Genomic DNA, 20,532 nt, shown 5'->3' with positions numbered 1-20,532 from the left:
AAAAATACTGTCCTAATTAACTGCAAGGGTGATTAGATAATGAGTTACACCAAGATGCTTATTTCCGTTGACGGTTCCGGCTATTCGGAACAGGTGCTTGAAGCGGGGATGGAAATTGCAAAGAGTTTGGATAGTAGTATTTACGTAGTTTATGTGGTACATCCCGGTTCATCCCTTCTGTCAAATCCTGATTCCTGGAGTCCTTCTAGCCGGGTGCTGGAGGAGATGGGCAAAGACACATTCCGGAAGGCAATGGCTATTGCAAAAGAGAAGGGTTTGTCCTGCGAGACAAAAATGCTGGAAGGATATCCGTCAGATGAGATCATGGATTTTGCTGAACGAAAGAGTGTTGATATGATCGTCATTGGTTGCAAGGGCCAGCAGAGCACCAAAGAATTCCTGCTTGGCGGTGTTGCGGAGAAGGTGATACGCAATTCCAAAAAACCTGTATATGTAGTCCGTTGAAAATATTCTTAAATACTATGCCAGCGCGGTTAGTCCCAGGTGATGCAGATAACTTTGATAAGTAAAGAGCTCTCACAGACCAGATCAGACCTCTCTGCTGTAGAGGCATATCCTTTTGGAGAACTGGTTGATATAATCAAAGATGTGGGTTTTGAATGCAGCAGGTGTACACGCTGTTGCACCCGCGATTACAATGACCATGTTTTCCTGCTTGAGAATGATGTTGAGAGAATCGAGATGGTTGATTCTTCAAAAATTACACCTGCACCTTATTTTGATTACTGTGATAACAAGGGCAATTTCTATGTACAGGGGTATGCCCTGACCTACAAGGATGACGGGACCTGTGCTTTCCTGGGAGAAGATGACCTGTGTGCCATATACACACAGAGGCCCGCCATATGCAGCATATATCCGTATATGCTCAATCGCGAACCCAACAGCAGGGGCAAACTCCTGTGGAGATATGTAGCAGGCCTGAACGAACACGGTTACTACCACTGTGAAATGACTGAGAAGGACGCCATGCAGATAGCAAAAGATGTGTTAGAATATGAAACCGGATTCCTGCAGCACCGAATAGATTTCCTTACTACCCTGCTCTCCTATTTCAGGGAAAATAAACTCAAACCTTCCCAGAGACAATACGAAAGACAGATGAAAAAATACAATTCAGGAAAAGAAATTGTCGTTAACGTGTACCATTGCGGACAATTTCATACTCACCATCTTGCATATAAAAATTGAGCCCATTTTCCTGTCAATTTCCCATCCAGTGCCAGTTTACCCAGAAGTTTATTTACATCCGGTTCAATCGGTGCAGGAACTATATTTCCATAGGGAGTCGAAGGTAGTGGAGTCAGGTAATGAGCCCGCACCTTGCCACCTTTACTGATTATCCAGTTGATCATATCTAGGGTAATTCGCTGGTCCTCTTCGTTTTCACCGGGAAAACCGAATATGAAATCCACCATCGGCACTATATCTTTGTCCACACAGTGCTCAACGGCATTAAAGATATCTTCACTGCTATGTCCCCTGCGAATTTGCCTGAGTATCCTATCACTGCCTGATTGGCCACCCAGGCTTATGCTTTTGTTTGTGCAGTATTTATCTACCAGTTCCAGGGCATCCTCGGACACGAATTCAGGACGCACTTCCGAAGGAAATGTACCAAAGTAAATGTTCTTTCCCTCAAGTTCTGCAAGGGAGGCAAGTAATTTTTCCACCTTATCCGGCCTTGGATGAATTCCGTCACTCCCGTAGGCAAAAGCATTTGAAGAGGTGAATCTCAGGTCATTGTAGCAGCGTGCATAACGAACAATGGAGTCAATACTTCGATGACGCATTTTGTGACCTAAAAGTCTGGGAGTCTGGCAATATTTGCAATTCCAGGGACATCCCCGGCTGATTTCAATTGGCGATCGGGGCCCATCACAGTCAAAACAGGGATAATCATCAAGGTTTACCGGTTGCCGGGCAGCCGTATACACAATATTACCCTCTTTTTTGTAGGCGATGCCGGCTACTTTTGAAATATCTCCACCCATCTGCAGGGTATCCACAAGTTCTGGCAGGGTTTCTTCTCCCTCCCCTATCACCACATAATCAAAAAACCCAAGAGTTTCTTCCACTGATCCTGATGGATGCGGCCCTCCTGCTATATAGACAGAATCGGTGTTTGAAGAGGATACTTCCCTAAATATGTTTCTTTTTTGTGCGGTGGAAAAGCTGTACACCATTATGCCGTCAACCGGATGCCTGACAAAATCGGCATTTTCAAGCAAGGGATAAAGCGTCGCCAGACTGTATGAGTTCTTTCGATGCCATCGGAGATTTATATCCATTCAATTCACTTCCTTAAACAGTAACTACAGTAAAAGGAACCGGTGTGAAACACAACAGGCCCAACACGAAGGTAACTATTCCCAGTAACATCCTTTTCCCGTCAAGTTCATGGCTGTCTTCCATTGGTCGGGGATGGCCTGCGGTAGCAAAAAGAAACAGTAAAACCGCCCAGAAAAACCAGATTCCGGCATTCTGTCCCATTACAGTGCCTATATATATGGCTACCAATCCGAGTATAACCGGCATTGCTGAAGAAATGTATTTCGCTTTTTCACCAAGCATTGCACGCATGGCATGCCCTCCGTCCAGCTGGCCCGAAGGTAGCAGGTTGAGCAGGGTGACAAACATGCCCACCCAGCCGGCAAAAGCCACAGGGTGAATGGTTTGACCACTGGAACCCATTAGCCATTGCAGGAAGGCAAATAGGGGAGGCATCTGCAGGTCTATCATAAGGGTCCCGGGTGCCTGAGAGAACTCCAGCGGGGGTTGCATCAAACCTATGATCGTTACAATTACTGAGGCCACAAGCCCTACAAGGGGGCCTGAAACTGCCACATCAAACAGGGATTTCCTGTCCGGTATCATTCCTTTGTGTTTGATAACCGCCCCCATTGTTCCGATTATGGAGGGAAAGGGAATAAAATAGGGCAGGGAAGTTTGCATGCCATGCCTGCGAGCTGCGAGATAGTGCCCCATCTCATGTGAACCCAACACACCCATTATAGCGATAGTAAAAGGCAAACCTTCAAAAGCAGAGATCGGATCTGCAATTACATCTGCCCCAAACATGCTTGCACCGGCAAACATGGTTGTAAAAAAAGTGGCTATTGCCAGCACAGCGTTTATCCAGACTCTGTCTTTTCCTTGTTTGAAGGGAACCGCTGCAATTACCTCTTCCCCTAACTTAGATTCGATAGCAAGGTTGTAACCCCTGGAGGCAAACTGCACTGTGAGGGATTCCTGTATGATCTTGCGGCTAACCCGTGACATTCCATAGAAATAGACCGACCCGGCATGGTAGTTCACCTCATATACCCTGAAAAAAGGACTTACCTGAAGATACATCCAGTCAATAAGCTGTTTGACCTGAGGGTCTACTGAAGGTTTCCGTTTTAAACCCATCTTACTCCTTTGTTTCCAGCCAGCCTTCATTTCCGTCTACATTCACGTGCATACCATCCTTCAGCATCTCAAATGGATTACTTTCCAGACCATCAACCAGAGGAATTTCGGATATGATCGCTCCCACAGCTACTATCGGTTCACATTCCAGGTTTACCATTGCAACCGGAGCAACACCATTTTTGAAAAGCTGGTAAATTACATAGGAACCCACTGTTGAGCCTTTCCCATGTGGAAATACCAATACCTTGCCAGCTATATTTTTACCGAAAAGACAATGCTCCGGATCAACAATCTTACCTGTTTGCGGGTCTACGTTGCCCAGAAATGAGATTGGGTCTTCTGAAAGCAATACTTCACCATCAGCACTTCCTTTTGAGATACCCCTGCCTTTAATCCGAATGGGCTCCACCCCCTTTTTCCATGCATTTCTCAATATTGGCAATTGTTGCGGCCACCTTGCACATTCCAGGCAGGTAGGCATAGGCTTTTCCGGAATTTACTGCCATGTGAGAGAACTTATCGGTTGCAGGGGAGACCACCATGCATGTGTCACAGAGGACCTTTGCACCACTTCTCTCGATACTTTCTACTATCTTGGGATTGGATACAGCAACTTCCCTGGAAGTAAATATCCAGACATTGTTGTCCACAACCTTACCTTCAAGCTTTGCAGCAACATCTTCCAGTTCTTCCGGTGAACAGTGAGGACAACCCACAGCAGCGCTGTCACATTCTGTAATCCCATCACCTGATACTGTTTCATATACTTCATCTATCTGGCTTTTTTCAATCGTCAATTGTTCCGCGGGTGGCTCGAAATCTTTCCTGCAGGTTTCAGGAGTTACACCGTCCACATGATAGAGGGCTACTGCGCCGGATGCAGCCATTGCAGCACCCAGTGCTTTGAGCTGATCCCTGTGGGGTGTAGATCGCATCTTGAATAGAGGCACACGTTTACCTGCTGCTTTGCCTGCGATATATCCCAGGACTGCATAATCCGAAGCATCCAGTTCACAATCCACGGATATCATGAGTTCAGGTATCCTGTTCTCATCCAGATGATAGCCATAGTTTGCGGTTTTACCCACAAGAGCTGCACAGAGAGCAGAAGGGCCACCTTCACGATTGGTACGGGCCCCGATAACGGAATTAGCGTAGGATACAGCTGAGGATTCACTCCAGGCAAGATGATCACCGTAGGTTGCCGAGAAACTTTGCAGGTAATACGGCGTGCATGTACACTGGACCCCTATACCCAGATTCCTGTATGCTTCGATGATCTCCTGCTGCTTTTCGGCGAATTCGGCAGATATTCCCATCTCCTGCCATCTTTCAAGATCCATGCCGGCAGGGTTGAGGATGGAAGGCACCTGCACCTTGCCTTCAAGATCGGATATCCATTCCAGACCGGCATCACCCATCGTTTTATAGGAGACACCTGCAATCTGGGCACTTTTAATGGGAATCAGGCGGTCTGCCTCGTAGATATCACCCAGTGCGACCAGGATTTCCATAGCCTTTTGCAGGGTAGGGCCGCTTTCCCCTGCCATCATTCTTTCTTCTTCAGGTGTGAGATACATATAATAAACCTTCAAATATGATCAGTAAATGTTTTTTGGCATCGTTGCTCTTTCGAATTTCTCTTTTTCTGCCAGCACTTTTGTGGCATCAATACCCATTTTAGTAGTTGTACCGTCCAGAGCACCCCGCGGATCAAGAGAGCTTCCCCGGACCCCGGGAATTATCATAACATCTGAATCCGCCTTCACACGTGTTGCCATTGCGAATTCGATGTCGTTACTGTCAAATATATCTATATCCTCATCCACAACAATCACATGTTTGAGACTGGTATGGGCGGCAAACGCTGCCATTATGGCGTTTTTTGCATCCCCCTCTGTCTGCTTTTCAATCTGGACAATGGCATGAAGGTAGCAGCACCCTCCTTCGGTCAGAATTACATTCTTTACTTTTGTAACTTCTCCGACAGCCCCGTAAATACGGGGTTCATAAGGCACACCCATCATCAACAGGTGTTCGGGACCTGCAGGTAATATTCCGTGATATATGGGGTCTTTACGATGCCATATTTTGGTAACCGTTATGACAGGCTCCTGGCGCACAAGATCATAGGTACCCGTGATATCCACAAATGGACCTTCATCTGTCCTTTCTTCGGGATAGATGTAACCTTCCATGACGATTTCGGAATGTGGGGCCTTTACACCATTGTCACATTCAAAAAGTTCCACAGGATTGCCCATCAGGGAAGCCGCATAATTAAATTCCTTGCCTTCCCCGACCCGTGTGGAGGATGCAAAAGCAACCGCAGGATGAGGGCCCAATACTATGGAAACAGGCAATGGATCACCATTGTTCTCCGCCTCCTTTTGCAGAAGATATGTATGTCTTGGAGGCACGAGGCGTGCAGCCAGTTTGTTTCTTCCCACAACCATCAGGCGATGGATCGAGGCATTTGTCACACCATCATATTCAGAAACAACTATTCCTGCCGTAATATAGGGACCGCCGTCTTTCTCAAAATGAGTCATTATAGGAAGAGAATAAAGGTCCACTTCCTCCACACAAACTTCTTGTGTGGGAGAGGAATCCACAATCCTTATTTCACCATCAGGCTGTATCCTGGAAAGACTCTGGATAATGTCTTTTCTATTGACATTGAGCATTGCTCCCAGCTCATCCCTGCTTCCCAATACGTTCATGATCGCCCGGTAACCATTAATATTTTCGAAAAGGACCGGCCCGGCGGTCTTTTTTGCAATCATTGGTGCCTCGTACTCGGCATTCACTTTTTCTTTGATTACGGTAAGCCTGCCGGAAGTACGGATCCTGTCAATAAAATCTCTGAGGGTCATTGGTTATACTATAAAAAGGGATGATAAATACATATTGCCATTAAAAAGTTGTGAGCTCCCCTCAGATAATTGTGGGAAACAGGATAATGGAAAGGAGGTTGACAGGAGCCCACAGATATTCGGCAATTGAGAGAATGATACGACATTATAAATACCATATATTTTGCATCACGTGTGTAATCCATATAGCTAACAATATCATTAATCAAATCCCTCTGCTTCATTGATATTTTTGAGGACTTGTGCAATCAATAGCTGCACTTCCTCTGAATGGGATTCGGATAATTCCCCGCCTTCAATCTTGAGCAGTTCTCCTATATCATCTATCATGCTATGTATCATGGTTAGGATTTCTTCCTGGCCTATCAGGCCTGCATAATATGCATAAAAAAATGTTGTGCCACTACGCCTGACTTTTTTCTTGAAGGTGGAATGGGCATTGGATACTTCCTGTCTGGAATACGGACTCTCTGCAAATGGCACAATATCCGGCAGGTTTTCACCTATCCAGGTCATTTCCGAATGGTCGGATACATTTTTGAAATCTGCACAGAGACGGGCAATCATCCATTCACGCGCTGTCAAATGAGTTGTAGACTTAAGGTACCTGTTGACTTCAGAGTATGTCTTGTTTTCCATTTTCTTGAATTTCTCATACCTACTCATGCTGATACCTTCTTTGTATTGCAACCACTATAATACTCATTGCTGTAATGTTTTAATAGTTTTTCCATAAGAAAATGGAACAAGGTAAAAATATCCCCCTCTGCACACAGGTATCCATGCATGAAATCAAAAAATTAGAGAAAACGTCTACAGGGAAGGCCTGTATCCCGTGAATTCAGGGAAATATTTCATCCAGTTTATTCCTTCCCGCAATGACATCATCCAGAGAAAAGACTTCAAGATTGAATATTCCATCAAATCCCGACAATTCTTCAAGTACGGTATAATCAATACAACCCGCACCTAGACCAAGGTGTGCATCTCCGAAATAATCACCCGTGCACTTTCCGTGATTATCATGAACGTGTACATGGACAACATGTTCTGCAAAACGTCGGGCAAAATGTCTGAGCAGGCCACAGTCCCCCCTGCAGGTCAGATTGGCATGACCAACATCAAAAGTAATACCAAGAGAGGGAGAATCAACTTCAAGGACTGCCCTTACAACTTCCTCTGCATCACAGCAGAGATTATCAGGAGCTGTATTTTCCTTATTTTCAAGTCCCAGTACCACACCTCTGTCTGAAGCAAAGGCGGCCAGTTGTTTCAGGTTTGCAATCATTTTACTGAAAGATTTTTCATAATCTTCCCCCTGAATACCGGGATGGATGACTACAGCTTGGGAGCCAATCTCTGCGGCAAGATCAATGGACTCTTCCATGAGTCTGAAATCCTGTTTGTCCATGGCTGCCGTATTAACCACAAGACCAGAAGGATAGGTTGGCACATCGGCAAAGTAAGGAGCGTGAATCGATGTCTCCAGATCACAGGTGGATAATTCATCAAGTATTGAAAAGAGCCGCTCCCTGTCCAGTGTTCTTCCATCATATACACCAAGTTTGGGAATATAGAGTTCAACAGAATCAACATACTCATCGAGTCCGGGCAGCGGGGCTGCAAAGGAAGATGCACCAATCATATAGAATACTGTTCTGCAAGTGATAAATAGTCTTTTTGGTAAGGCAAAGAGGTACTGTTCAGTTAAAGCATCATTCCCATTGATACGGCGTATATGAATTTAGATTTTGATGATTTCTGATGTAATTATGGTAAGTGATAAACATATTGATCCAATTGTTGATATGCTGAACAAATCCCTCTTTATGTGGGAAATATAATCGATTTCAGGAGACAAATCCGAAAGGTTTATGAATTATATTAAATAATCCAAACCCACCTTAGATGAGTCTATGTTATAATTCATAACATACAGAACAAACCCCAAAAAGTTGTTCTACAACAATACATGGATTTATTATAATTAATTAAAAGGAGGATAAAATATATGGAACCACTCATAGGAATGGGTGTGTTGGCACTAATGGGTGCAGCGGCAACTATCGCCGGTGCATCGGAAGATCTGGAATCCGATGTCGGTTCACAGAGTAACCCGAACTCCCAGGTACAGCTGGCACCCCAGATGATGTATCCACACAGGATTTTCAACAAAGCCATTTCAGGTGAACCCCCCTCCAATGCCTTACTGGCAGCGGTCGGAGGTGCATCCGCATCGGTGCTTATGAGCGCCTACAGTATGTCAGTGGTCTTTGCCATCGCAGTTGGAGCTCTCATTGCAGCCGGTATACACGGCACTTACGCAACAACTGCATATTTGGGAAGGAGCGCAAGTCAGAAAAGATTCAGACAACCCATATATCTTGACATGGTCCGTTCACACGTACCTGTTATGATGGGATTTGCCTACATTACCACATTTTGTATCCTTGTTGTGTCATATCTCATGACATCTGTCCTGGCACATCCTTTCCCGCTTACCCTGCTTGCATTCATATGGGGTATCACAGTGGGAGCAATCGGATCTTCTACAGGGGATGTACACTATGGTGCAGAGCGTGAATTCCAGAATGTGGAATTCGGATCCGGGCTTAATGCCGCAAACTCCGGTAATATCGTGAGAAAAGCAGAGTGCGGACTGAGAAACGGTATCGATAATTCCTGGTTCTGCGCCAAATTCGGTGGACCTGTAACAGGACTGGCTTTTGGTATGACCGTATTCCTCAGTGGCTGGATTACTACAATATTTGACCCTTCAATGGGTGCCAATATTGGCTGGCTGGCAATTATCGCCGGACTGGCAATCATACTTATTTTGATCTTAGGAAACCGCAGACTGGAAGTTTTCGCACGTAACCAGTACGGTCCGTACAAAGAAGATGAAGAGGTGACTGCATGATAGATATTGCAGGAGTACTGGCAGCCAATTTCCTATACGTGATCCTCATCACACTTGGAGGAGTGCTCGTATCCGGAAGTGTCCACTTCGTACCTGTGGGTGGTGCCCCCGCGGCAATGGCCCAGGCTACCGGAATTGGAACAGGTACAGTACAGCTGGCTGCAGGTGCGGGTCTTACAGGACTTGTAACAGCAGGCGCAATGCTTAACCTGACAGACAGTATCGCCCTGATCCTTGCAGCCGGTATGGTCGGTGCAATGATTATGATCGGCGTAACTATGATAATCGGGAACCTTGTATACATTTACGGTGTCGGTGTCCCCCCGGCTTCAGCAAAGGTAGACTATGACCCAATCACAAAGGACAGGCAGGATATCTATGTATCACAGGGTACCGAAGGACACGGTCTTCCAACTGTATCATTTGTAAGTGGTATTATTGGAGGAGGTCTGGGTGGTATCGGCGGTGCGCTTGTCTATTATTCCCTGATGAGTATTGCAAACGGTATGGCCTCTGCAGACTTTATAGGCCTTGCAGCTATCTTTGCAGTGGGAATTTTCTTCGTCAACGCTGTGATTCCATCTTACAACATAGGCGGTACAATCGAAGGATTCCATGACCCTAAGTTTAAGAAGTGGCCAAAAGCAGTAGTAACATCTTTAATTGTCACATTTATGTGTGCAATTGTAAGTGTAATTACAATAGGAGGTCTGTAAAATGTCTGCAGGAGGAAGTGGCGGAGGTGCCTCAGAGGCAATTCCCCAGAATAAACTTATCGCTTTCGGAGCAGCAGGCGGACTTATTGCAATTTATTTGAGCTATTTCATGGTACAGTTTGCAGGACCTGCCTTCTCATTCATAGGCGCCCTCGGTGCAATTTGTGCCATCGTATGGGGCTCAGCTGCAGTACGCAGAGTTGCCAGTTATGGACTTGGTACAGGTGTACCTTCCATCGGTATGCTCGCTCTGGGTATGGGAGTGGTGGCAACAATGTTTGGCCTAGCAATCGGAGGTATTGCCGGACCCATAGTTGCATTTGTAACCGCAATGGTTATCGGCCTGGTAATCGGTGCCCTTGCCAACAGAATAATCGGAATGGGCATTCCAATCATGGAACAATCCATGACAGAAATCGCAGGTGCCGGTACGCTGGCCATTGTAGGCCTCAGTACCGCCATGACAGGCACTTTCATGTTTGATGTGGTTCTGACAGAGGTAATCGCTACAGGTTACATCGCATTGATTTTCATCGCTGGAGGTATGGCAATTCTTCATCCGTTCAATGCAAACCTCGGGCCCGATGAAAAACAGGACAGGACCCTTTCCACTGCATTCGAGAAAGGTGCTATTGCAATGATAATGGCCGGTATCGTCTCTGCAGTTTCAGCCGGTGCATCCGCTGCCCCCACAATCGTCATCGGACTGGCCATATGGTATGTTTCGTTCAGCCAGTACAGGAACTATGTTGTCAGGGATGCATATGATGTGGTTGGAACAGGTCTCCTGCCAAAGGAAGAGGAGGAATCGGAATGAGCATGGTACATGTTGCACCTGAAGTACATTTAGTACTGGATCCAATGTCATCCCTGCTTGCAGCAGAACGGGATGATGTGATTCAATATTCCATGGATCCAATAGTTGAAAGAATAGATGATCTTGACAAGATTGCAGATGACCTTGTAAATTCCCTCGCCCCGGACAGGCCACTTCTAAGTTCCTTCCCGGGAAGAGAAAATACATCATACAATGCCGGTATCTACAGCAACCTGTTCTATGGCGTCATTGTAGGACTGGTATTCTCAGGAATTCTGGCAATTGTGATCTACATGCTTAGCATGACCGGAGGATTGTAAAATGGCAGAAAAGAGAGAACCAGCACCCGGATGGCCAATCCTCAAGGGAGAATACGAGGTAGGAGATCCGGAAAACTGTGTTGCAGTAATTACCCTGGGTTCACACCTGGAGGGAGGACCCATGCTGGATGCAGGAGCTTCTATTGTTGGCCCCTGTAAAACAGAGAATCTGGGTCTGGAAAAAGTTGTATCCCATATTATTGCAAACCCCAATATCAGGTATCTGGTCGTAACCGGGTCTGAAGTAAAGGGACACATAACCGGTGATGCATTCATAATGCTGCACAAAAACGGTGTCAGTGATAACAGGATCGTGAATGCCAGTGGTGCTATTCCATATGTGGAGAACCTGACCGAAGAAGCTATACAGAGGTATCAGGAACAGGTCGAATGTATCGATCTTATTGGTACTGAAGACATGGGAACTATCACCGGTAAGATAAAGGAACTTGCAGCCAAAGATCCTGGTGCTTTTGATGCAGATCCCCTTGTGGTAGAAGTCGGCGGTGAAGCAGAAGAGGAAGAAGAAGTCGGTGGCCTAAAACCAATGGCATCAGAGTTCTCTGTAATTCGTGGCAGGATACTTGATATCGAAAGGGAAATGGCCAGGATCGGAGAGTTCAATAAATTCCATGCCGGTGTTCACGCAGGCAAGATTGAAGGAATAATGATCGGACTTACCATTACATTGTCCCTGCTTGGCCTGATATTATTCGGGAGGTGAATGATATGGCGGAAGAAGAATATGGAAAAGGCGTGCCAATGGTCATTGAACCAAAAATGGGCGCTATTGATCGAGTGGTCGAAGATATCCGTTACAGGGCCCAGCTGATTTCCAGGAACCAAAAACTTGATTCCGGTGTATCAGCCGCAGGAATAGTCGGTTTCACAATCGGATTTCTTTTTGCACTGATAATGGTAATCATACTACCACTATTGGTATGGCAGGTGATTTAAGATGGCTGACGAACAAGCGAATAACAATATTCCAGCCGTAGTGGTGGACTCGGAGGATTTTGATGAAATACTCAAGAAACTCAATGATATAGACGAGAAAATCGAGTTTGCCAACAGTGAAATCACACAGAAGATAGGCAAGAAAGTAGGAAGGGATATAGGAATACTCTATGGAGCAGTTGCAGGCATATTGATGTTCTTGCTCTATATCTCGATATCACCGATACTTTTCTAAAATAGAGGTAATAACATGTTCAAATTTGATAAGAAGCAGGAAGTATTCGAGGTCGGAAATGTCAAGTTCGGCGGACAACCCGGCCAATACCCAACCATCCTGGTCGGGTCAATGTTCTACAATAGGCACAACATTGTCACTGACGAAGATACAGGAGAATTCGACAGACCAGCAGCAGAAAAACTCTGGGACAACATGCTCGAGATGGCAGAAACTACAGGAAACCCCTGTGCCAACCAGATAGTGGGTGAAACCCCGGAAGCCATCAAAAAGTACATAGACTGGTTTGTTGAGTACGATGAAAAGACTCCGTTCCTGATAGATTCTTCAGCAGGGGACGTCCGTGCTGCAGCAGCTGATTATGTTACAGAGATAGGTGTTGCTGACAGGGCAATCTACAACTCCATCAACGCAAGTATCCACGAAGAAGAGATAGAAGCGGTCAAGAGAAGTGACATTGAAGCATCCATCGTACTTGCATTCAATGCAGTTGACCCCACCCTTAAGGGTAAGATCGAAGTACTCGAAAAGGGTGCATCCGGTCAGACACAGGGTATGCTTGATATCGCCAAAGACTGTGGAATCACAAAACCTCTTGTCGATGTTGCAGCAACTCCCCTTGGTGCCGGTGCCGGTTCATCCATCCGTGCAGTAATTGCTGTAAAGGGCCACTTTGGCCTGCCTGTAGGTGGAGGTTACCACAACATGGCATCCGCATGGGACTGGATGAAGACATACAAGAAACAGTTCGAGACCAAGGAGCAGCGTAAGGCAATCTACATGCCTACAGACATCGGTACAAACCTCGTGCCACAGATCCTCGGATCCAACTTCCAGCTCTTCGGTCCAATCGAGAACACAAACACTGTGTTCCCGGCAACCGCAATGACCGATATCATCCTTGCAGAAAATGCCAAGGAACTGGGTCTTGAGATCGAAGACGAAAACCACCCAATCAACAAACTGGTCTGATATTTCAGATCGGTTTTACTTTTTCTTTTCTTTTTTAGCACATAAATCTTCTATTACACAAGCCACACAATCCGGATACAGAGGTTTGCACACCGTTTTGCCAAACTGGACAAACAATTCGTTAACTTCTCTCCAGTAAGACAGAGGAACCTGTTTTTGTAACTCAATTTCAGTCTGTTCTGGGGTTGTGGTTTCCACAAGACCGAGCCTGTTTGAGATCCTGTGTACATGAGTATCCACTGCGATTGCTTTTTCCAAAAAAGCATAGGACAGAACACAGTTTGCAGTCTTTCTTCCAACCCCTGGTAATTTGAGTAACTCATCCATGGTAGCAGGGACCTGTGAATCATATTCATCTATAAGTATCTGAGAAATCTCTTTTATCCTGCCGGCTTTCACCCTGTAAAAACCCACATCCCTGATAAGGGTTTCAATACTTTCTATATCTGCTTCCACCATCTGGACAGGAGTGGAATAGTGCTCAAAAAGTCTCCTGGAAGCAATTTCTGTAACTTCATCCCTGGTGCGCTGGGAAAGAACAGTTGATATCAATATGTAGAAAGGATCCCTTTCAGTGGAAAAGTATTCATGGGGATAGAGGGGTTTCAATCTGTCGAATATTTCTTCTGTGTCCATGGATAACCTAATGTTATGCAAAATAATAAGGTTTACCTGATGGAGAATCGGAACCAACAGATACAGGAACACGAACAAGATTACGATTTCCAATTACAAGGAAACAACCGAGGATGTTGTGATAGTGGAACGTTTCTATGGAGACTGGGGATTCACCGAATCATCCCATTCCTACAACCAAGCAGGATGCAAACACCATCGAGTTCAAGGTGGAAGTACCTGCCAAGGGAGATGTGGAAGTTACCTATACATCCCTCTACAATTACTGAGCCCAGGGCGCTCAGTCTTTTTTATTTACCAAGTAAATTACAGAAATCCGAACAATCCATTTCATTGAGATCTATACCGACAGCCTCTGCAGAATAGCCCAGTGAGAGGGCCAGTAACTGGGAGTAGTGAATTACGGGGATGCCAAATTCCCTGCCTTTGCCTGCAAGGGATACCTGGCCCGCATCAAACTGCATGTGACAGAAAGGACATGCTTCCACGATGCAATCTACACCTGCCTCTTCAATCTTGCCCAGTTTGTGTTCGGTGATTGCAAGGGCCGTTTCACCCAGGGCTGACCTGACACCGCCACCGGCACCGCAACATTCCATCTTATCGGGATAATCCACACTTGTGCAGCCCAGTGCTTCCACCAGTTCATCAAAAACAGAAGGGCGCTCAACACTGTCAGTAGCCCTGCTTGATGAAGGTTTGAGCATATGACAACCGTAATGAACGGCCACTTTCAGATCCAGGGGCCTGACAATTTTTTCTTTTATTTTTTGCACACCGATTTCAGAATACAGGAATTCGATGATATGGCGTACATCAATGGTACCGTCAAAATGGCGACCTATTTGTGACAGATGGCTGTTGGTCTGCTCTTTCAGGAGAGAGTTGTTTTTCAGTTTGAGATTGGCATCCGCCAGGGACCCATAACAACCGTTACAGATTGTCAGGACATCCCTCTCATCCGTCTCCGACAATGTGATGTTCCTGGAAGCCAGGGCCAGCCAGGTGGGCTCATCGAACGAGCGGAATACACCGGGTGCCGGACAACAGGATGCGCCTTCCAGCTCTTTCCAGTCGATACCCAGATATTCAAGGCAAATCCCTGTGGCTTTTTCGATTCCAGGATAGCGGTTGGGCACAAGACAGCCCAGGAACAGGGATATTTTCATTGCTCCTCACCTCCTGTAATTTCCCCGAAACCACAACTTGCAAGCAGGCGCTTTACGTCTTTCAGGGCATCGGGATGGCTATGGACCGTGGAAGGCAGGGAGTTCAGGCCCAATTGCATGCGTTTTTCTCTGTGAGTGTCATCAATAGGTACAGCATGGCCATGTTCCTGAAGCAGATTGGCCACATGCCTGTGTCGCTCCAGAATCAGTCCTTCATGAGCAGCAATACTTCGCACAGCGAGTATGGCATCCACAATTGCAATACCCCTGGGACACCTCTCCTGACAGTTGTAGCACGTCGTACACATCCAGAGGGTCTCATCGGAAATGGCTGTATGGTCTTTCCCGATTTTGCGCACAAGCCGCCTGACATTCAGACTGGCCTGCCTGCCGGAGGGGCAACTACCACTGCATACGCCACACTGCATACATTTCAGGACATTGAAATCCTCTATAACCTCCTCAATTGAGGGCGTACCTGCCATGATTATATTCACCTACCTGCAAGTAGATTTTCATTTGTTATAAAGATGAGGCATTTCGTTGTGGAAGTTTGTGGGACCGGATTATTTCTGAGGTGCAGCTGGCAGAGTATCCAATAATGTTGTCTTTCCTGTAAACTTGGACAGGGGGCAGCATACCTGCTAGGTAAAATATTTTTAACTTAACCTAAACATAAGAATAAATATTCACTGCCAACAACACTATATAGTATAATATCAAACATAATTTTCGATGTGAGGTTAGAAAGTGTTCAATCAGTCAGGACCCCACATCTTTGCCTGCAAAGCAACGATTGCGGCATTCCGGGCACCATAAACCTGAAAAGATTTTGTAAGACATCAATTGTGTGAAAGTCCTTCACATAATTGTCTTTAATTTATTATTGAGGGAATCAAATATGGAGCACTATTAATAGCATTCATCATCCTTACAATCACAACACTCCCTGCAATGGCAGATACACTCACAGTTGACGGTAGCCAAGGAGCGGATTACAGATCAATGCAGCAGGCTGTAAATAATGCAACATCAGGAGATACAATCCTTGTGTATCCCGGGAATTACACGGAAAGTGTCTACATTAATAAAAAACTCACAATAATTTCCAAATCCGGTAACCCTGCCGATACAATAGTGAATGCTGCCATTATCTCAGATCGTCATCATATAGAGACAGATGACGTATTTAATGTGAATGCCGACGGTGTTGTTATCAGTGGATTCACCTCCTTTTTTCATTCAAAATCACACTAGGAATTTTTTCTTATAGAAATGCTGATTTATTAGCTGAAGTCATATGAAAGGAATTCTACAGAGAATGATTTTCATTTATGCAAATAATGCAGGGGGTTCAAGAGGCCCGGCGGTTTTTTGGACCCGAACCAGTTGCCTCCCAGATACAATTTATTATCTGTAACAGGGTATTTTTCCCATATTTCAAGATGCAGCATGGCAGGATTTTTTTCTTTGAGTGCCTGGATGTATCGGGGTGATGTGCTATCTATCATCTCAGGGTTGAGTACCTGTCCGACTTTTCCAATCCGGTCATATTTTTTGACCCTTGAACCCTTTTCCGGAATGGTCATGCCCATTTCCCCGTATTTGTAATATTTCCCGGAATTTCCCCGTACTATTAGATGGTAGGTTTCATTCCAGTACTCTATCATTGAGGAAGAGGTCATTATTTCAATTTCTACAACTTCCCCTTCCTCTATGGCAAAAACCGGGGTTCCTTTTTCTGCATAAAGGTCAATGCCACAGTGGTGGCGGTCTTTTCTGTCTTCCCAGAAACAACCCGATTCACCATCAGCAGGTATATGTACCGGTACTTGAAGGGCGCAGTTTTTTTCATTCCCTGTTTCCATAGCCTCCTCCTCCGGGAGTTTTAATTATGAATACATCTCCTTCTTCCACTTCCATTTCATCAGCTGCTGAAAGTTCAATAGTTTGCCCACTTTTCTTTTTTAAGATGTTTTCGCCGGTGCTTGCAGTTTCTCCGCCTGCCATTCCCTTTGGCGGGTATTTCCTGTGGCTTGAAAGAATTGCTGCCTTCATTTTTTTGAGAAAACGTATCCTTCTGATCACGCCATTGCCTCCCTGAAATTTTCCCGCTCCTCCACTACCCCTTCGAATACTGAATTCTTCTATTCTGACAGGAAAACGTAATTCCATTATTTCGGGGTCTGTAATCAGAGAATTAGTCATGTGTGTCTGAACCGCATCTTCTCCATCAAAACCATTGCCTGCTCCTGCCCCTCCGCAGATGGTCTCATAATACTGGAATCTGTCATTGCCGAACGTGAAATTATTCATTGTTCCCTGGGACGGTGCAAGTATACCGAGGGCTCCGTAAAGGCAATCCACGATGTATTGGGAAGTTTCGACATTGCCGGCCACAACAGCTGCAGGATATGAAGGATTAAGCATCGAATTATCGGGAATGATTATCGTAATAGGCCTGAGACAGCCCGAATTAAGCGGAATATCATCCTGCACAAGTGTCCGGAATACATAAAGTACCGCAGCTTTGCAGACTGCAGACGGTGCATTGAAATTGCTTTTTGTTTGAGGTGAAGTGTTTGTAAAATCGATGGTTGCTTTTGTGTTATCCCTGTCAATTCTTAACCTTACTGCAATTTTACTGTCATCATCCAGTGTGTACTCGAAATCTCCATCTTCTAAAATATCAATCACTTTTTCCACTGCCATTTCGGCATTATCCTGTACATGTTGCATGTATGCAGTAATGGTTTTCAGGGAATAGGTATCAACAAGTTTGCGGAGTTCTTCTATTCCTTTCTGGTTGGCAGCAATCTGTGCTTTGAGATCTGCGATGTTCTGGTCGGGGTTTCGAGGGGGATATGTTGCCTGATTGAAAAGTTCCACAAATTCTTCTTCCCGAAATTTTCCTTGCTCTGTAAGTTTGAATTCTTCAATAAGAACTCCTTCTTCCTCGATCCTCTTGCTTAATGGTGGCATGGAACCTGGAGTAATCCCGCCGATATCCGCATGGTGGCCTCTGGATGCTACATAAAATTGTGGTTTTCCGTTGCTAATAAGCGGGGAAACTGCGGTTATATCGGGCAGATGGGTCCCTCCATGATAGGGGGAATTGAGAATGTAGGTATCACCTTCGCTGAAATCATTCTCATGATTGCGGATTACCTCTTTTACTGCGTCTTCCATGGAGCCCAGGTGTACCGGGATGTGGGGCGCATTTGCAACAAGGTTACCGCTGCCATCAAAGATTGCACAGGAAAAATCCAGTCTCTCCTTAATATTTACCGAATGGGCTGCATTGCGCAACCTGTATCCCATCTGCTCGGCTACTGACATGAAACGGTTATTGAATATCTCAAGCATGACAGGATTGACTTCAGTACCAATATCCGGTCTGGACTTTGTCATCTTTTTTTCCAGTAGCAAATGATTGTGTTCTGTTACGCAAGCCTGCCATTTACGTTCCAGTACAATGGTAGTTGTATCTTCCATGATCAGGGCAGGACCGGTGATCCGATTGCCGGGTTTGAGAACATCCCTTGTGAACAAAGGTATCCGGTGCCATCTCCCTTCCATGTAAACTTCCTTTGAAGATGCAGGTTTCGGGTTTTTATCTGTTAATAAATGGGTGGTTTCTGCAGGTATCTGGTTCTTCCCAATAATTTCCACATAAACAGAATCTACTACCAGTTTTCTATTTTCGCTTACAAAACCAAAACGTTCTATGTGCAGGTTGTAAAACATTTTTGTCATTTCGTCTATAGGGCCATATGGCACATCAAAAGTTGTTTCAGTACCTTCATATTTCAGGCGGACCCTTTCCACGGTTTCGATGTCAATATTCCTGTCACCTGTGGCAAGCATGCGTTCCATTCCTTTTTCAGAAAGGTTCTTTGTAACACCTGTCAGTTCCTTTTCAATCCCTTCTTCAAGATACTTTTCCAGAGCCTTCTCCTCGATTACCCGTCTGTCTGCAAGTCCCATTCCGTAGGCTGACAGTACTCCTGCAAAGGGATGAATCAGTATTTTTTCAATTCCCAGAGAATCAGCTACAAGACCCGCATGTTGGGCTCCTGCACCTCCGAAACAACAGAGAATGTAATCTTCAAGATTATACCCTCTTTTCACCGAAATATGTTTGATGGCATTAGCCATATTTTCCACTGCCACCTTCAGGAAACCTTCGGCAACTTCTTCCGGATTCATGCTTTTGCCGGTTTGCAACTTTATTTCTTCTGCAAGTTCACAAAATTTTTCCACAACAATTTCCCTGTCAAGGGATAAATCCGCATTTTCACCGAAAATGCGGGGAAAATTCTGTGGGCTGATCTTGCCCAGCATTACGTTACAGTCAGTAACGGTAAGTGGCCCTCCTTTCCTGTAACAGGCGGGTCCGGGGTCGGCTCCCGCAGAATCAGGTCCTGCCTGGAACCTGCCATCTTCAAAATGCAGGATTGATCCACCGCCTGCAGCAACAGTATGTATGTTCAGCATTGGAGTGTGCAGATGTGTTCCTGAGATAGTTGATTCAAGGGTTCGTTCCATTTCTCCCCTGTAATGGGCTACATCGGTGGATGTACCTCCCATATCAAAACTGATTACCCGATCAAACCCTGCCATCCTGCAGACTTCTGCTGATCCTACGATACCGCCGGCAGGTCCAGAAAGAATACTGTCTTTGCCCCTGAAACTGTTTCCGTCGACAAGTCCGCCGCTGGATTGCATGAAAAAAAGATCAGTCGAGTTTTTCTGATCATTGAGTTTGTTGCGTACCAGGTTTACATAATGTTCCAGCACCGGGGACAGGTATGCATCCACAACTGTTGTTTCTGCCCGGGCAACCAGCTTGCTTAACGGGCTTGTGCGATGGGATAGGGATATATTGGTATATCCTGCATTATGTGCAATCTTTTCGATTTGCTCTTCGTGAGCAGGATAGCGAAATGAATGCATAAGGGCAACTGCGACAGAGCGGTAACCTTTATGGTAATATTCCATAAGTTTTTCTTTGATGTCCTCACAGTTCAGAGGAGTTACTATTGTTCCGTCAGAGCTGTATCTTTGCCTGACTTCAATAACTTCCTCATAGAGGACTTCGGGTTTTTTTATATCAAGTGCAAATATAGAGGGGCGGTTCTGGTATCCTATTTTCAGGATATCCCTGAACCTTTCCGTTATTACAAGTACTGTAGGCTCTCCCCTGCGCTCAAGCAGTGCATTTGTTCCTACAGTGGTTCCCATACGGATAGATGCAATTTTTTCTGCAGGAAGGGTTTCATCTTTTCCGAGATTCAGGATTTGTCGAATTCCTTCTATAGCAGCATCTTCGTATTGTTCGGGATTGTCGGACAGGAGTTTGTGTGTCAGGAGTTTCCCGTCCGGTTTCAGGGCCACGATATCGGTGAATGTGCCACCTCTGTCGATCCAGAAGTCCCAGGAGTTTGAATTGTTTTGCATGTTTTCACAGCGATTA

General features: G+C 45.4%; 24 protein-coding genes. 12 read left to right on the top strand and 12 right to left on the bottom strand.

What is annotated here, in order from left to right:
* Nucleotides 1–39: 39 nt before the first annotated feature.
* Nucleotides 40–465, top strand: coding sequence for a universal stress protein (locus CP947_RS07675; protein ID WP_096712635.1), 426 nt, complete (start codon nt 40–42; stop codon nt 463–465).
* Between the two features lie 42 nt (nt 466–507).
* Nucleotides 508–1,212, top strand: a complete 705-nt coding sequence (locus tag CP947_RS07670) for a YkgJ family cysteine cluster protein (protein WP_096712634.1) — start codon at nt 508–510, stop codon at nt 1,210–1,212.
* On the opposite strand, the gene CP947_RS07665 is transcribed toward CP947_RS07670, so the two are convergent.
* From CP947_RS07665 to CP947_RS07635, 7 genes are all read right to left on the bottom strand, one after another.
* Nucleotides 1,188–2,312, bottom strand: coding sequence for a TIGR04013 family B12-binding domain/radical SAM domain-containing protein (locus CP947_RS07665; RefSeq protein WP_096712633.1), 1,125 nt, complete (start codon nt 2,310–2,312; stop codon nt 1,188–1,190). The genes CP947_RS07670 and CP947_RS07665 overlap by 25 nt on opposite strands.
* A 13-nt stretch (nt 2,313–2,325) precedes the next feature.
* Nucleotides 2,326–3,435 carry a site-2 protease family protein gene (locus tag CP947_RS07660; protein WP_096712632.1) on the bottom strand — a complete coding sequence of 370 codons (1,110 nt, stop codon included), beginning with the start codon at nt 3,433–3,435 and terminating at the stop codon, nt 2,326–2,328.
* A 1-nt stretch (nt 3,436) separates the two neighbouring features.
* Complete coding sequence (locus tag CP947_RS07655) at nt 3,437–3,847, bottom strand: DUF126 domain-containing protein (RefSeq protein ID WP_096712631.1); 411 nt, start codon at nt 3,845–3,847, stop codon at nt 3,437–3,439.
* The gene (locus CP947_RS07650; protein WP_096712630.1) at nt 3,828–5,018 is read right to left on the bottom strand and encodes an aconitase X; all 1,191 of its coding nucleotides are present in this window, start codon (nt 5,016–5,018) and stop codon (nt 3,828–3,830) included. The genes CP947_RS07655 and CP947_RS07650 overlap by 20 nt, the downstream gene beginning before the upstream one ends.
* Before the next feature lie 21 nt (nt 5,019–5,039).
* Nucleotides 5,040–6,314: a UbiD family decarboxylase gene (locus CP947_RS07645; RefSeq protein ID WP_096712629.1), complete on the bottom strand. Its 1,275-nt coding sequence runs from the start codon at nt 6,312–6,314 to the stop codon at nt 5,040–5,042.
* 201 nt (nt 6,315–6,515) lie between these two features.
* Entirely contained in the window at nt 6,516–6,980 is a 465-nt protein-coding gene (locus CP947_RS07640; RefSeq protein ID WP_096712628.1) for a DUF5806 family protein, read from the bottom strand.
* A 175-nt stretch (nt 6,981–7,155) separates the two neighbouring features.
* On the bottom strand, nt 7,156–7,959 hold the full coding sequence (locus CP947_RS07635) for a sugar phosphate isomerase/epimerase family protein (protein WP_096712627.1): 804 nt from the start codon (nt 7,957–7,959) through the stop codon (nt 7,156–7,158).
* A 366-nt stretch (nt 7,960–8,325) separates the two neighbouring features.
* Between CP947_RS07635 and mtrE the strand changes: the two genes are divergently transcribed.
* Genes mtrE through mtrH form a run of 8 tightly spaced genes read left to right on the top strand, consistent with a single transcriptional unit; the run spans nt 8,326 to nt 13,251 of the window.
* Nucleotides 8,326–9,234: a tetrahydromethanopterin S-methyltransferase subunit E gene (gene mtrE / locus CP947_RS07630; protein WP_096712626.1), complete on the top strand. Its 909-nt coding sequence runs from the start codon at nt 8,326–8,328 to the stop codon at nt 9,232–9,234.
* Complete coding sequence (mtrD, locus tag CP947_RS07625; RefSeq protein WP_096712625.1) at nt 9,231–9,950, top strand: tetrahydromethanopterin S-methyltransferase subunit D; 720 nt, start codon at nt 9,231–9,233, stop codon at nt 9,948–9,950. The genes mtrE and mtrD overlap by 4 nt, the downstream gene beginning before the upstream one ends.
* Before the next feature lies 1 nt (nt 9,951).
* Nucleotides 9,952–10,767: a tetrahydromethanopterin S-methyltransferase subunit MtrC gene (gene mtrC, locus CP947_RS07620; protein ID WP_096712624.1), complete on the top strand. Its 816-nt coding sequence runs from the start codon at nt 9,952–9,954 to the stop codon at nt 10,765–10,767.
* On the top strand, nt 10,764–11,087 hold the full coding sequence (locus CP947_RS07615; protein ID WP_096712623.1) for a tetrahydromethanopterin S-methyltransferase subunit B: 324 nt from the start codon (nt 10,764–10,766) through the stop codon (nt 11,085–11,087). The genes mtrC and CP947_RS07615 overlap by 4 nt, the downstream gene beginning before the upstream one ends.
* 1 nt (nt 11,088) lies before the next feature.
* On the top strand, nt 11,089–11,811 hold the full coding sequence (gene mtrA / locus CP947_RS07610; protein ID WP_096712622.1) for a tetrahydromethanopterin S-methyltransferase subunit A: 723 nt from the start codon (nt 11,089–11,091) through the stop codon (nt 11,809–11,811).
* 5 nt (nt 11,812–11,816) lie between these two features.
* Nucleotides 11,817–12,044 (top strand): tetrahydromethanopterin S-methyltransferase subunit F, encoded by a 228-nt coding sequence (locus tag CP947_RS07605; RefSeq protein WP_096712621.1) that lies wholly within the window; start codon nt 11,817–11,819, stop codon nt 12,042–12,044.
* A gap of 1 nt (nt 12,045) precedes the next feature.
* Nucleotides 12,046–12,279 carry a tetrahydromethanopterin S-methyltransferase subunit MtrG gene (mtrG, locus tag CP947_RS07600; protein WP_096712620.1) on the top strand — a complete coding sequence of 78 codons (234 nt, stop codon included), beginning with the start codon at nt 12,046–12,048 and terminating at the stop codon, nt 12,277–12,279.
* A gap of 15 nt (nt 12,280–12,294) precedes the next feature.
* Nucleotides 12,295–13,251 carry a tetrahydromethanopterin S-methyltransferase subunit H gene (gene mtrH / locus CP947_RS07595; protein WP_096712619.1) on the top strand — a complete coding sequence of 319 codons (957 nt, stop codon included), beginning with the start codon at nt 12,295–12,297 and terminating at the stop codon, nt 13,249–13,251.
* Nucleotides 13,252–13,266: 15 nt separating this feature from the next.
* Here the strand turns inward: mtrH and CP947_RS07590 are convergent, their stop codons facing one another.
* Nucleotides 13,267–13,887, bottom strand: coding sequence for an endonuclease III domain-containing protein (locus CP947_RS07590; RefSeq protein ID WP_096712618.1), 621 nt, complete (start codon nt 13,885–13,887; stop codon nt 13,267–13,269).
* 137 nt (nt 13,888–14,024) lie between these two features.
* Here CP947_RS07590 and CP947_RS10940 point away from each other — a divergent pair, with 137 nt between their 5' ends.
* Entirely contained in the window at nt 14,025–14,156 is a 132-nt protein-coding gene (locus CP947_RS10940) for a hypothetical protein (RefSeq protein WP_279387837.1), read from the top strand.
* Between the two features lie 21 nt (nt 14,157–14,177).
* Here CP947_RS10940 and hdrB read toward each other — a convergent pair whose 3' ends face one another.
* Together hdrB and hdrC are read right to left on the bottom strand one after the other, a co-directional pair.
* Complete coding sequence (gene hdrB, locus CP947_RS07585) at nt 14,178–15,056, bottom strand: CoB--CoM heterodisulfide reductase subunit B (protein WP_096712617.1); 879 nt, start codon at nt 15,054–15,056, stop codon at nt 14,178–14,180.
* On the bottom strand, nt 15,053–15,541 hold the full coding sequence (hdrC, locus tag CP947_RS07580) for a CoB--CoM heterodisulfide reductase subunit C (protein ID WP_096712616.1): 489 nt from the start codon (nt 15,539–15,541) through the stop codon (nt 15,053–15,055). The genes hdrB and hdrC overlap by 4 nt, the downstream gene beginning before the upstream one ends.
* Before the next feature lie 469 nt (nt 15,542–16,010).
* Here hdrC and CP947_RS07575 point away from each other — a divergent pair, with 469 nt between their 5' ends.
* Nucleotides 16,011–16,313, top strand: a complete 303-nt coding sequence (locus tag CP947_RS07575) for a hypothetical protein (RefSeq protein ID WP_132130918.1) — start codon at nt 16,011–16,013, stop codon at nt 16,311–16,313.
* Nucleotides 16,314–16,384: 71 nt separating this feature from the next.
* Here CP947_RS07575 and CP947_RS07570 read toward each other — a convergent pair whose 3' ends face one another.
* On the bottom strand, nt 16,385–16,924 hold the full coding sequence (locus CP947_RS07570; RefSeq protein WP_096712614.1) for a M23 family metallopeptidase: 540 nt from the start codon (nt 16,922–16,924) through the stop codon (nt 16,385–16,387).
* Nucleotides 16,908–20,516, bottom strand: coding sequence for a hydantoinase B/oxoprolinase family protein (locus CP947_RS07565; protein ID WP_096712613.1), 3,609 nt, complete (start codon nt 20,514–20,516; stop codon nt 16,908–16,910). Before CP947_RS07565 ends, CP947_RS07570 begins: the two co-directional genes overlap by 17 nt.
* Nucleotides 20,517–20,532 lie beyond the last annotated feature (16 nt).

This window comes from Methanohalophilus euhalobius (assembly GCF_900215215.1).
Classification (GTDB): domain Archaea; phylum Halobacteriota; class Methanosarcinia; order Methanosarcinales; family Methanosarcinaceae; genus Methanohalophilus; species Methanohalophilus euhalobius.
Note: the sequence above shows the minus strand (reverse complement) of the source record. Positions and strands in the feature narration are given on the sequence as shown.

Excerpts from the sequence above, each read along its gene's own strand:
- CP947_RS07675 (WP_096712635.1), top strand. The coding sequence starts at position 40 with ATGAGTTACACCAAGATGCTTATTTCCGTTGACGGTTCCGGCTATTCG.
- CP947_RS07670 (WP_096712634.1), top strand. The coding sequence starts at position 508 with ATGCAGATAACTTTGATAAGTAAAGAGCTCTCACAGACCAGATCAGAC.
- CP947_RS07665 (WP_096712633.1), bottom strand. The coding sequence starts at position 2,312 with ATGGATATAAATCTCCGATGGCATCGAAAGAACTCATACAGTCTGGCG.
- CP947_RS07660 (WP_096712632.1), bottom strand. The coding sequence starts at position 3,435 with ATGGGTTTAAAACGGAAACCTTCAGTAGACCCTCAGGTCAAACAGCTT.
- CP947_RS07650 (WP_096712630.1), bottom strand. The coding sequence starts at position 5,018 with ATGTATCTCACACCTGAAGAAGAAAGAATGATGGCAGGGGAAAGCGGC.
- CP947_RS07645 (WP_096712629.1), bottom strand. The coding sequence starts at position 6,314 with ATGACCCTCAGAGATTTTATTGACAGGATCCGTACTTCCGGCAGGCTT.
- CP947_RS07640 (WP_096712628.1), bottom strand. The coding sequence starts at position 6,980 with ATGAGTAGGTATGAGAAATTCAAGAAAATGGAAAACAAGACATACTCT.
- CP947_RS07635 (WP_096712627.1), bottom strand. The coding sequence starts at position 7,959 with ATGATTGGTGCATCTTCCTTTGCAGCCCCGCTGCCCGGACTCGATGAG.
- mtrE (WP_096712626.1), top strand. The coding sequence starts at position 8,326 with ATGGAACCACTCATAGGAATGGGTGTGTTGGCACTAATGGGTGCAGCG.
- mtrD (WP_096712625.1), top strand. The coding sequence starts at position 9,231 with ATGATAGATATTGCAGGAGTACTGGCAGCCAATTTCCTATACGTGATC.
- mtrC (WP_096712624.1), top strand. The coding sequence starts at position 9,952 with ATGTCTGCAGGAGGAAGTGGCGGAGGTGCCTCAGAGGCAATTCCCCAG.
- CP947_RS07615 (WP_096712623.1), top strand. The coding sequence starts at position 10,764 with ATGAGCATGGTACATGTTGCACCTGAAGTACATTTAGTACTGGATCCA.
- mtrA (WP_096712622.1), top strand. The coding sequence starts at position 11,089 with ATGGCAGAAAAGAGAGAACCAGCACCCGGATGGCCAATCCTCAAGGGA.
- CP947_RS07605 (WP_096712621.1), top strand. The coding sequence starts at position 11,817 with ATGGCGGAAGAAGAATATGGAAAAGGCGTGCCAATGGTCATTGAACCA.
- mtrG (WP_096712620.1), top strand. The coding sequence starts at position 12,046 with ATGGCTGACGAACAAGCGAATAACAATATTCCAGCCGTAGTGGTGGAC.
- mtrH (WP_096712619.1), top strand. The coding sequence starts at position 12,295 with ATGTTCAAATTTGATAAGAAGCAGGAAGTATTCGAGGTCGGAAATGTC.
- CP947_RS07590 (WP_096712618.1), bottom strand. The coding sequence starts at position 13,887 with ATGGACACAGAAGAAATATTCGACAGATTGAAACCCCTCTATCCCCAT.
- CP947_RS10940 (WP_279387837.1), top strand. The coding sequence starts at position 14,025 with ATGGAGACTGGGGATTCACCGAATCATCCCATTCCTACAACCAAGCAG.
- hdrB (WP_096712617.1), bottom strand. The coding sequence starts at position 15,056 with ATGAAAATATCCCTGTTCCTGGGCTGTCTTGTGCCCAACCGCTATCCT.
- hdrC (WP_096712616.1), bottom strand. The coding sequence starts at position 15,541 with ATGGCAGGTACGCCCTCAATTGAGGAGGTTATAGAGGATTTCAATGTC.
- CP947_RS07575 (WP_132130918.1), top strand. The coding sequence starts at position 16,011 with ATGGCAGATACACTCACAGTTGACGGTAGCCAAGGAGCGGATTACAGA.
- CP947_RS07570 (WP_096712614.1), bottom strand. The coding sequence starts at position 16,924 with ATGGAAACAGGGAATGAAAAAAACTGCGCCCTTCAAGTACCGGTACAT.
- CP947_RS07565 (WP_096712613.1), bottom strand. The coding sequence starts at position 20,516 with ATGCAAAACAATTCAAACTCCTGGGACTTCTGGATCGACAGAGGTGGC.